The following is a 10,193-nucleotide window of genomic DNA, read 5'->3' as shown; positions in this document are numbered from 1 at the left end:
TGACCGGCACCGCCTCGACCGAGGCCCAGGAATTCCTCGACATCTACAAGATGGACGTGGCCGAGATCCCGACCAACCGACCGGTGGCGCGGATCGACGACGACGACGAGGTGTATCGCACCTCCGCCGAGAAGAACGCCGCGATCCTGCAGCAGATCGAAGCCTGTTTCATCAAGGGCCAGCCGATCCTGGTCGGCACCGTGTCGATCGAGAAGTCCGAGCAGCTCTCGGAAATGCTGAAGGTCCACGTCTTCGAACACGAGGGCAAGACGGTCACCGGCATTCCGCACAACGTGCTGAACGCCCGCTATCACGAGCAGGAGGCGCTGATCGTCGCCGACGCGGGGGTGCCCGGCGCGGTGACCATCGCCACCAACATGGCCGGCCGCGGCACCGACATCCAGCTCGGCGGCAATATCGACCTCAAGGTCCTGAAATGGCGCGACGAACAGCGCGCGCTGGGCATCGAAGTGACGCCGGAGATGGCCGCCGCGCACCGTCAGGAGCTGGACGCCCAGACTGCGGTGCTGAAGGAGCGCTCGCTGGCCGCCGGCGGCCTTTTCGTGCTGGGCACCGAGCGTCACGAGAGCCGCCGCATCGACAACCAGCTGCGCGGCCGCACCGGCCGTCAGGGCGACCCGGGGCATTCGAAGTTCTTCCTGTCCTGCGAGGACGACCTGCTGCGCATCTTCGCCGGCGACCGCCTCGACTCGATCATGCGCACCTTCGGCGTGCAGGAAGGCGAGGCGATCACCCACAAGTGGCTGAACAGCGCCATCGCCACCGCCCAGAAGCGCGTCGAACAGCGCAACTACGAAATCCGCAAGAACCTGCTGAAGTACGACGACGTCGTGAACGACCAGCGCAAGGCGGTGTTCGAGCAGCGCCAGGAGTTCATGGAGGCGAGCGACCTATCCGAGATCATCCGCGAGATGCGCGTCGACACCATCGAGGACTTCGTCGCCCGCCACCTGCCGCCCAAGGCCTACGCCGAGCAGTGGGACGTGGAAGGCCTCGACGATCACGTGCAGCAGTACCTGGGCCTCGAACTGCCGATCCGCGAATGGGCGGCCGAAGACGGCATCGCCAACGAGGAGATCCACGAGCGCATCTCCGCCGCCGCCGAGGCCCGCGCCGCTGAGCGCGAATCCTCGATCGGCGACCACATGCGCACCATCGAGAAGAGCTTCCTGCTGCAGATGATCGATCTGCAGTGGCGCGAGCACCTGATGCACCTGGACCACCTGCGCAACGTCATCGGCCTGCGCGGCTACGGCCAGCGCGACCCGTTGAACGAATACAAGACCGAGGCTTTCTCGCTGTTCGAGAAGCTGCTGGTCGACCTGCGCCAGAACGTCACCCGCTGGTTGCTGACAGTGACGTTCGAGTTCTCCGAACCCGAGCCGTTGGCGACCTCGCTGGGCGCCTTTACGGAAGTGCACATGGACCCGCTGACCGGCGAGAACGCCGCGCAGATGGGCGCGCTGCCCGACGGCCTGTCGGTGGATCAGCGAGAGGCGCTGCCGATCTCCGCCCTGCCCGACGGCTGGGAAGCGACCGGCCGCAACGCCGGCTGTCCGTGCGGTTCCGGCAAGAAGTTCAAGCATTGCCACGGGGCTTTGGTCTGACGCGCGGCCGGCCATGACCACAGCGCCGCGCCCAGTCCCGGCGCTGGTCAGCAGTCCGTTGCTGCCGACCTTGCTGCGCCTGGCCGCGCCCGCCGCCTTTTCACAGGTCGCCTCCGCCGCCGTCTCGGTGGCTGAAACCGTCTACATCGGCCGCCTGGGCACCGTGCCGCTGGCCGCCGTGGCGGTGGTGTTCCCGTTCGTCATCCTGGTCGGCATGCTGTCGGGCGGCGCCATGGGCGGCGGCGTCTCCTCGGCCATCAGCCGCGCGCTGGGCGCCGGCGACCGGGAGCGGGCCGGCCGGCTGGTGGTCCATGCCGCGCTGATCGGTCTCGCCGGCGGCGTCATCTATACCATGGCGATGATTGGCTTCGGCCCGGCCGCCTTCGCCTTCCTGGGCGCGCGCGGCGCGGTGCTGGAACAGGCGACGGCCTACTCACACCTGTTGTTCGCCGGCGCGATCTCGATCTGGATGGCCAACATCCTGGCCTCGACGCTGCGCGGGTCCGGCGACCTGAAGACCGCCTCCATGGTGCTGATGCTGGTCAGCGTGGCGCAGATCCTGATTGGCGGGGTGTTGGGCCTCGGCCTGGGGCCCGCCCCTCGCCTCGGCATGCCGGGCGTCGCCGCCGGCTCGCTGATCGCCTACAGCGCCGGCGCACTCTATCTGCTCTGGCGGGTGCTGGGCCCCCGCGCGCGCTTGCCCGTCCGACTGGCGGGCTTTCGCCCAAACCGCGCCCTGTTCGCCGACATCCTCAAGGTCGGCGGCGTCGCCTGCCTGTCGTCCGTGCAGTCAGTGGCGACCATCCTGGTCTTCACGCGCATCGTCGGCCACTTCGGACCCGAGGCGTTGGCCGGGTACGGCGTCGGCGCCCGGCTCGAGTTCCTGCTCACCCCGCTGTCCTTCGCCATCGGCGTCGCCGCGATCCCGATGGTCGGGATGGCGATCCGCGCCGGCGACATCGCCCGCGCCCGCCGCGTCGCCTGGGCGGCAGGCGGCCTTGCGGGCGGCCTCGCCGGAATCATCGGCACGGTGATCGCGCTGAAGCCGTCTCTGTGGACGCATCTGTTCACCAGCGATCCGGGCGTGCGCGCGGCGGCGGCGGTCTACCTGCACTGGGCGGGCCCGGCGTTCGTCTTCCTGGGGCTGGCCATGGCGCTGTACTTCGCGGCCCAGGGCGCAGCGCGCATCGTCGGCCCAGTGCTGGCGCAGACGGCCCGCCTGGTCGCGGTGCTCGGCGGCGGGCTGTGGCTGGCGCACACCCAGGCGCCGGTGTGGCAACTGTTCGCGCTCGTCGCCTTCTCGCTGGCGGTCTACGGACTGTCGATGGCGGGCGTCATCTATTTCACCCGTTGGGGACCTAAGCCGGCGCGTCCCTGACCCTGCCGCCGCCTGTGGCGCGCAAAGCGCACTCACCGAGAACTCGTGCGGCTCGACCAGGTCATTTCGGCCCGGATTCACCCAATTATGGTTCCGATAAGGTCTGCATGAGACCTATGGCTCGCCGCTACGTTGCGTTTTCCGCTCGGAACACGCGCGTGGCCGGCCTCGGGGGCGTCAGCTGATCGCCTCCGGGAAGCGACTCCGGTCCAGGCGCCATGATGAAAGCACCGATGAACAGTTTGCTCCGAACGACCCTGCTCGGGTCGGCCGCCGTCGCCGCCTTTGCGGCGCCGAACCTCGCCGCCGCTCAGACCGCACAGGCGCCGCAGGGTGAGACCGCCGTATCGGAGATCGTGGTCACCGGTTCGCGTATCCGTCGCGACAGCTTCGACGGGCCCGCGCCCGTCTCGGTGATCACCGGCGAGCAGATGCGCAACTCCGGCTATACCCTGCTCAGCGACGCGCTACTGGACTTGCCGACGCTTAACGCGAACCTGAATGGCCAGAACTCCGCCGGCTCCTCGTTCCTGGCCGGCCAGACCCGCGCCGACATCCGCGGCCTGGGGGCCCAGCGCACCCTGGTGCTGCGCGACGGCCGCCGGCTGGTGAACAACGACGCCTCCGATCCTGCGGTGGATCTCAGCCAGATTCCGACCCTGCTGATCGACCGCGTCGAGATCGCCGCGGGCGGCGCCTCGGCGGTCTATGGCTCGGAAGCCATCGCCGGCGTCGTCAACATCATCATGAAGAAGCGCTTCGAAGGCTTCGAGGCCGACGTCGACGCGGGCGTGCGCCAGGAAGGCGATGGCCAGGAGTTCCGCATCGGCGGCCTTTACGGCGCCAGGCTGCTGAACGACCGCTTGAGCGTGATGGTCGCCGCCGAGGTCGGCCGCATCGAGCCGATCCTGCAGCGCGACCGAAGCGAGCTCTATCCGGGCCTGCGTCGCGACAACGGCAATCCGCAGGGCGTCGTCGGCGCATCGAAGGCCAACATCAGCCCGCTGGGGGTGTTCCAGATTCGCCAGGGCGCGGTCAATGTCGCCTACGCCCGCGATATCAATGATCCGACGCGCCTGGTGCAGCTCAGCGCAGCGTGCTCGACCGTCGTCGTTTCGCCGACTTGCCAGGATCCGGCGCTGATCTACCAGAGCCAGTACGCGGCGCTGCAGAGCAAGTCGCTGCGCGGCATCATCGACACGCACATCGAATATGCGATCGACGATACGACCAACCTGTTCGTCGAAGCGAGCTACGCCCGCAGCCGCGGCTACGCGACCCAGTCGCCGGCCTTCGTCAGCCCGCAGGCGACGGCCGAGACGGTCATCCCGATCTTCGCCAACAACCCGTTCCTCGCCGTCGGCCCGATCGGCCCGCAGCTCCGCACAGCGTTTCTCGCTTCAGGCGCCGCGGCGAACTCGCCGATCCTGATCGGCAAGTACTTCGACGACTTCGGCGGACGCGACACCCGCGCCGACCGCGAGACCACCCGCGGCGTGATCGGCATGAACGGCGCGCTGGAGATCGCCGATCGCGACGTCCACTGGGACTGGTACGCCCAATACGGCCGCACCAGCGCCGAGACCACGCACTACAATGTCCCGAACCTGCTGCGCATCACCCAGTCGGTCGACCCGGTGGTGGTGGCGGGGCAGATCGTCTGTCGAGACGTCGCGGCGCGCGCCGCCGGCTGCGTGCCATACGACCTGATCAACGGCGGTTCGCGTGAGGCGGCCCTGTGGGTCAACGCCAACGCCTACACGCAACAGCGCATCGAGCAGTCGCTGGTGGCGGCCAACATCACCACCACCCTGTTCGAGCTTCCGGCAGGCCCGCTGGCGATCGCCGCCGGCGCTGAATACCGCAAGGAAGAGAGCGCCTTCGGCCAGGATGCTCTGAGCGCTTCGGGCGCGCTGTTCTTCAACGCCACCGGCGTGCGCGCCGGCCAGTACGACGTGCGCGAAGGCTACGCCGAGCTGCGAATCCCGGTTTTGAAGGACCTGCCGTTCGCCTATGACCTGAGCTTCGAGGCGGCCGGCCGCGTCGCCGACTATTCTACCATTGGCCAGACCGACCAGTACCGCCTCGTGGCCAACTGGGCGCCGGTGCAGGACCTGCGCTTCCGCGCCAGCCAAGGCACCGCGGTGCGTGCGCCCAACATCGTCGAACTGTACGCGCCGCAGAGCACCAGCTTCGCCGCGGCCAACGCTCCCGTCCAGGACCCCTGCGACCGGGTGAACTTCGCATCGACCACGGCCGCCCAGCAGGCCGCGCGCCGCATCACCTGCGCGGCCGCGATCCCCGGCTACAACCCGGCGACCTTCGTCTCCAACATCGGGGCCGGCCGGCCGACCGCGCGTCTGCTCGTCGGCGGCAACCCGAACCTTGGGGCGGAAACCGCCAACACCTACCAGGCTGGCGTGGTGATCAAGCCGCGCTGGACGCCGAACCTGTCGATCTCTCTCGACTGGTTCAAATACAACATCGAAGACCAGGTCGGCACAGTGCCCACCGCTTCGCTGCTGCAGACTCTGTGCTACGACTCGAGCGCGGCCTATGCGACGAACCCGTTCTGCGCCCAGGTGACCCGCAACGCCGCCGGCGGCGTGGTTCAGATCAATCAGACCCGCCAGAACATCGCCAAGGTGAAGCTGGAGGGCTGGGACGGCGCCATCGCCTATTCCATGCTGCCGGGCGACTTGCTTGGCGGCGCCGACTACGGTTCGCTGGCGTTCAAGCTGGACGCCACATGGACCTACCGGGCCGCCCAGCAGAACATCCCGAATGTCGCCTACACCCAGCTCGCCAACTCGATCAACGGCGGCCTGCCGGAATGGCGCGCGACGGCGCAGGCGGACTGGAGGATGGGCGCGCTCAGCGTCGGCTGGACCGGCCATTACATCGGCTCAATGATCGCCAGCACCCAGTTCACCCAGACCCAGCTCAATCCGTACTACACCGGCGACTACTACAGCCACGACGTGCGCGCTCAGTACCGCCTCACCGACGGCGTCGTGGTGCGCGGCGGGATCAACAACCTGGCCGACGAATATCCGCCTTCGCTTCCCGAGACCTACACCGGCACGGGACAGGGCGCGTCGATCTACGACAACGGCGGCCGCTACTTCTACCTGGGCGCTTCGTTCAAGTACTGAGATCTCGCGCACCGCCTCCGGGCGGTGCGCGCAGGATCGGCCCGGGGTGTCCCTGCACTCAGCCCAGGAACGATTTGCCGGTCATTTTCTCGCTGACGCTCCAAAGGCGATCGGCCAGGGCCGGGTCGACCGCCCAGGGGCGCACGCCCCCCGGCGTCTGCTTGTCGGCGGGGACGCCCTCGGCGATGTCGCCGTTCTCGCAATAGACGCCGCCGTGGCCCTCCAGCATCGGCGAGGTCGCCGCCCACACCGTAGTCGCCGCACCCTGAGGGATGGTCTTGGTCCCGCCCAGCGCGCCGGCGGTCTGCGACATCTCCTCGCTCGACAGGAAATGGAACAGGTTGGTGTCGTGGATGATCCCCGGATGCACGGCGAAGGCCCGCACGCCGTCCTTCTGGCCACGCTGGTCGAGGCCCACGGAGAACAGAGCATTGGCGCTCTTGGCCTGACCATACGCCTTGAACTTCTCGTATTCGGTGGTTTCGAAGTTGATGTCGTCGAACAGCACCGAACTGCGGCGATGGGCGCCCGACGACAACGTCACCACTCGCGCGCCGTTCGCGCGCTTCAGCGCCGGCCAAAGGCCCGCGGTGAGCTGGAAATGCCCCAGGTGGTTGGTCGCGAACTGCATCTCGTAGCCGCGCGCGTCGCGCTCCAGCGGACAGGCCATGACGCCGGCGTTGTTGATCAGGATATGCACCGGCGTCCCTGTCGCCTCGACGCGCTCAACGAACGCGTCGATCGAGTCCGGATCGGCAAGGTCGAGTTGTTCGATCTGCACGTTCGTCACGCCGGCGAGCGCAACCTTGGCCCGCTCGGGAGAGCGTACGGCGGCGATGATCTTCGCCCCGGCCTGCGCCAGAACGCGCGCGGTCTCCGTCCCCAGTCCGGAAGAGGCGCCGGTGACCACCACGGTCTTGCCGGTCAGGTCCGCCGCGCCCAGCGCCTGTTCGGCCGTGCTGTCGCGATCCAGGCCGGAGCCCAAAGGCCTCTGCTGCGTGGTCATGTCTCACTCCCTGGCAGGTTTTTTGATTGCGCGCCTGAGCGCGTCGCCCGACCAGCGGCCGGATGCCTTGCCTGATCCTAGGTGGGTTCACGACGCCGCATCAAGCACGCCGGCCGCAATGCGCTAGCGAAGGCCCGTGCGCCCTATGGCGTAGAAGCGATCGGCGCGGCGCTTGCGCAGTTCGTCTGGATTGAAGCCGGCTAGCGCCTTCAGCTCGTCTTCCACCGCGTCGCCTACCGCCTGGATCGTGGCGTCCGGATCGGAGTGGGCGCCGCCCGGAGGCTCGGGGATCACCCGATCGACGATCTTCATCGCCAGCAGATCCTGGGCGGTGATCTTCATCGCCTTGGCGGCGTCCTCGGCGGTGCGCGCGCCGCGCCACAGGATCGAGTTGGCGCCTTCCGGCGGGATCACAGAATAGATGGCGTGCTCCAAGATCAGCACGCGACTGCCGCAGGCGATGCCCAGGGCGCCGCCCGACCCGCCCTCCCCGGTCACCACCGCAATCATCGGCACGCCCAGCATCAGGCTGCGCTCGGTGGACCGGGCGATGGCTTCGGCGACGCCGCGTTCCTCGCTGACGATGCCGGGATAGGCCGCCTGGGTGTCGACGAAGCTGATCACCGGCAGGTTGAACCGCTCGGCCATGTCCATCAGCCGGACCGCCTTGCGGAAGCCCTCAGGGCGCGCCGAGCCCCAGTTGTGTTTGACGCGGGTGACGGTGTCGCGGCCCTTCTCGTGGCCGATCACCACCACGGCCTGGCCGCGAAAGCGCCCGAGCCCGCCCATGATCGCCTGGTCGTCGGCGAACTTGCGGTCGCCGCGCAACTCGACGAACTCCTCGATCAGGCCGGCGACATAGTCGACGAAGTGCGGTCGCTCGGGATGGCGGGCGACCTGGGTCTTCTGCCAGGCGTCCAGCTTGCCATAGGCGTCGCGCCGCATCTCGTGCAGGCGCGCGCGCAGCGCCTCGATCTCGGCGTCGAACGCGGCCGGCCCGGCGGATTCCGAGAGCTTCGACAGTTCCTCGATCTTGGCTTCGAGATCAGCGATAGGGCGCTCGAACTCGAGGTAATGCGTCGCCATTCAGGGAATCTTTTCCAGCCGTTCGCGGAACGGCGGGAAATTAGGCGGGAAGGCCTTGCGTCACAAGTCCGTCGAAAATCCAGCGCTCCATGTCCTTGCAACCTTAGCCATAAGCATGCGTTTGGGCTTCGGGACAACGCGGGCTGAACAGAAGCGCCCGCGGCTGAGGAAATGGAGCCAAAGATGCATACCACCCTGAAGCTCGGCCTGGCTGGAGCGCTGGCGATCGCCACCGCCATGCCTGCCGTCGCTCAGCCGTACGGCGCGTATCGCCCGACGGAGCAATACCAACGCGACCTGCGCAGCTATGACGCTGACCGCCGCGACTACGAGGCCTCGCGCGCCGAATACGACCGCCGCCGCGAGGACTATGAACGCGCGCGCGCCGACTATGACCGTCGATACGGCTACGGCTCCTACGCCCGCGCCTATGGTCCGGCGCCGGTGTGGAGCGACGACGGCTATCGGGACGGCGCGCGCGCGTATAACGATCCGCGCTACAACGACCAACGCTACAACGACCCGTGCCGGCAGCGCTCGAACAACAATGCTGTGGCCGGCGGCCTGATCGGCGCGATCGCCGGCGCGGCGCTGGGCTCGAACGTGGCCGCCCGCAACGCCCGCACCGAGGGCGCGGTCCTGGGCGCCGTGGTCGGCGGCGCGCTGGGCGCCAACATCGGCAAGAGCACCGCCAAGTGCGACGAGACGGGCTACTACTTCAGCTACGACGAGACCGTCCCCTACCGCGAAAGCCGTTGGGACCGCGACCGGCGCTATCGCAGCGGCCGCTATGACACCGCCTACTACAATCGCCAGCGCTGTCGTCTGGCGCCGGCCCCGGTCGAGTGGAACAACGGCGCCAGCGAATACCGCTACGTGCGCGTCTGTCCGGATGGCGCAGGGCGCTATCGCATCACCGGCTAATCCGGACCAAACCTGATCACGGCCAGAGCCCTTCTCCTTTGCGGGAGGAGGGCTTTTGTCCGTCAGGGCTTCTTTCCGAGGGGATGTTTGGTGCGCACCACCTCCGCCAAGCGCTCGCCGGCGACGTGGGTGTAGATCTGGGTTGTCGCGATGTCCGCGTGACCCAGCAAAGTCTGCAGCACGCGCAGGTCCGCGCCGCCTTCCAGCAGGTGGGTGGCGAAGGCGTGGCGCAGCACGTGCGGACTGACCCGCGCCGGATCGACGCCAGCGGTGCGGGCCGCCTCGTCCAGCAATTGTGCGAAGCGCCGCGGCGTCAGACGTCTCGCCTTGCCGCGTGATGGAAACAGCCACGGGTTGGCGGCGTCTCCCTTCGGCAGGAACTGCGGTCGCACCGCAAGATAAGCCTTGATGGCTTTGCGCGCCGTCGCGTTCAGGGGCGCCAGGCGTTCCTTGCCGCCCTTGCCCACGACCATCAGATAGGCCGGATCGCGGGCCAGGGCCGCCAGCGTCAGGGCGGTCAGTTCAGACACCCGCAGGCCCGATGCGTACAGCAGCTCCACCATGCAGCCGAGCCTGAGCCCTTGAGCGCCGTCGATGGATGCAGCGGCGGCGATCAGCGCGTCGACCTCCGCGCGGCTCAGCGTCTTGGGCAACGGGCGGCCGTGCTTGGGAGCATCCACCCGCCGCGAGGGATCGTCGGCGCGCCATCCCTCGCCCAGGGCGAAGCGATAGAACTGGCGCAGCGACGCACGCCGCCGCGCCGCCGTCGACGCCGCCAGCCCGCGCGCGCCGAGAAACGAGAAATAGGCTTCGATATCGGCCGCCTGGGCGCTGGCCAGGTCGAGGCCGCGGGCGTGCAGGAAGCCCTGCGCGTCGGCGAGGTCCTTGGCGTAGGCGGTGAGCGTGTTGCGGGCCGCCGCCCGCTCGACGGCCATCATCTCCAGGAACGCTTCGGTCCAGCCCGAGCCGTCGCTCATCGCAGCGCCAGCAGGCCCTCGAGGGCGAAGGCGCGGGCG

General features: G+C 68.4%; 7 protein-coding genes. 4 read left to right on the top strand and 3 right to left on the bottom strand.

Annotated features, from left to right (window positions below; translation table 11 throughout):
* From Q8M88_RS09985 to Q8M88_RS09975, 3 genes are all read left to right on the top strand, one after another.
* Nucleotides 1–1,628, top strand: a 1,628-nt coding sequence (locus tag Q8M88_RS09985) for an SEC-C metal-binding domain-containing protein (RefSeq protein WP_305596939.1), incomplete at its 5' end; no start/stop codon positions are given.
* Nucleotides 1,629–1,641: 13 nt separating this feature from the next.
* Nucleotides 1,642–3,006: an MATE family efflux transporter gene (locus tag Q8M88_RS09980; RefSeq protein ID WP_305596938.1), complete on the top strand. Its 1,365-nt coding sequence runs from the start codon at nt 1,642–1,644 to the stop codon at nt 3,004–3,006.
* A gap of 233 nt (nt 3,007–3,239) precedes the next feature.
* The gene (locus Q8M88_RS09975) at nt 3,240–6,161 is read left to right on the top strand and encodes a TonB-dependent siderophore receptor (protein WP_305596936.1); all 2,922 of its coding nucleotides are present in this window, start codon (nt 3,240–3,242) and stop codon (nt 6,159–6,161) included.
* 58 nt (nt 6,162–6,219) lie between these two features.
* On the opposite strand, the gene Q8M88_RS09970 is transcribed toward Q8M88_RS09975, so the two are convergent.
* Nucleotides 6,220–7,167: an SDR family NAD(P)-dependent oxidoreductase gene (locus tag Q8M88_RS09970; protein WP_305596934.1), complete on the bottom strand. Its 948-nt coding sequence runs from the start codon at nt 7,165–7,167 to the stop codon at nt 6,220–6,222.
* Between the two features lie 123 nt (nt 7,168–7,290).
* Nucleotides 7,291–8,253 (bottom strand): acetyl-CoA carboxylase carboxyltransferase subunit alpha, encoded by a 963-nt coding sequence (locus Q8M88_RS09965; protein WP_305596932.1) that lies wholly within the window; start codon nt 8,251–8,253, stop codon nt 7,291–7,293.
* 183 nt (nt 8,254–8,436) lie between these two features.
* On the opposite strand from Q8M88_RS09965, the gene Q8M88_RS09960 reads away from it, so the two are divergent.
* A complete protein-coding gene (locus tag Q8M88_RS09960) occupies nt 8,437–9,177 on the top strand; it encodes a glycine zipper 2TM domain-containing protein (RefSeq protein WP_305596930.1) in 741 nt (246 codons plus the stop codon).
* A gap of 62 nt (nt 9,178–9,239) precedes the next feature.
* Here the strand turns inward: Q8M88_RS09960 and Q8M88_RS09955 are convergent, their stop codons facing one another.
* Nucleotides 9,240–10,154, bottom strand: a complete 915-nt coding sequence (locus Q8M88_RS09955) for a site-specific tyrosine recombinase XerD (RefSeq protein ID WP_305596928.1) — start codon at nt 10,152–10,154, stop codon at nt 9,240–9,242.
* Nucleotides 10,155–10,193 lie beyond the last annotated feature (39 nt).

Source organism: Phenylobacterium sp. (assembly GCF_030693805.1).
Classification (GTDB): Bacteria; Pseudomonadota; Alphaproteobacteria; order Caulobacterales; family Caulobacteraceae; genus Phenylobacterium.
Note: the sequence above shows the minus strand (reverse complement) of the source record. Positions and strands in the feature narration are given on the sequence as shown.

What these genes read in the sequence shown, in the direction of transcription:
- Q8M88_RS09980 (WP_305596938.1), top strand. Translation starts at nt 1,642, where the DNA reads ATGACCACAGCGCCGCGCCCAGTCCCGGCGCTGGTCAGCAGTCCGTTG.
- Q8M88_RS09975 (WP_305596936.1), top strand. Translation starts at nt 3,240, where the DNA reads ATGAACAGTTTGCTCCGAACGACCCTGCTCGGGTCGGCCGCCGTCGCC.
- Q8M88_RS09970 (WP_305596934.1), bottom strand. Translation starts at nt 7,167, where the DNA reads ATGACCACGCAGCAGAGGCCTTTGGGCTCCGGCCTGGATCGCGACAGC.
- Q8M88_RS09965 (WP_305596932.1), bottom strand. Translation starts at nt 8,253, where the DNA reads ATGGCGACGCATTACCTCGAGTTCGAGCGCCCTATCGCTGATCTCGAA.
- Q8M88_RS09960 (WP_305596930.1), top strand. Translation starts at nt 8,437, where the DNA reads ATGCATACCACCCTGAAGCTCGGCCTGGCTGGAGCGCTGGCGATCGCC.
- Q8M88_RS09955 (WP_305596928.1), bottom strand. Translation starts at nt 10,154, where the DNA reads ATGAGCGACGGCTCGGGCTGGACCGAAGCGTTCCTGGAGATGATGGCC.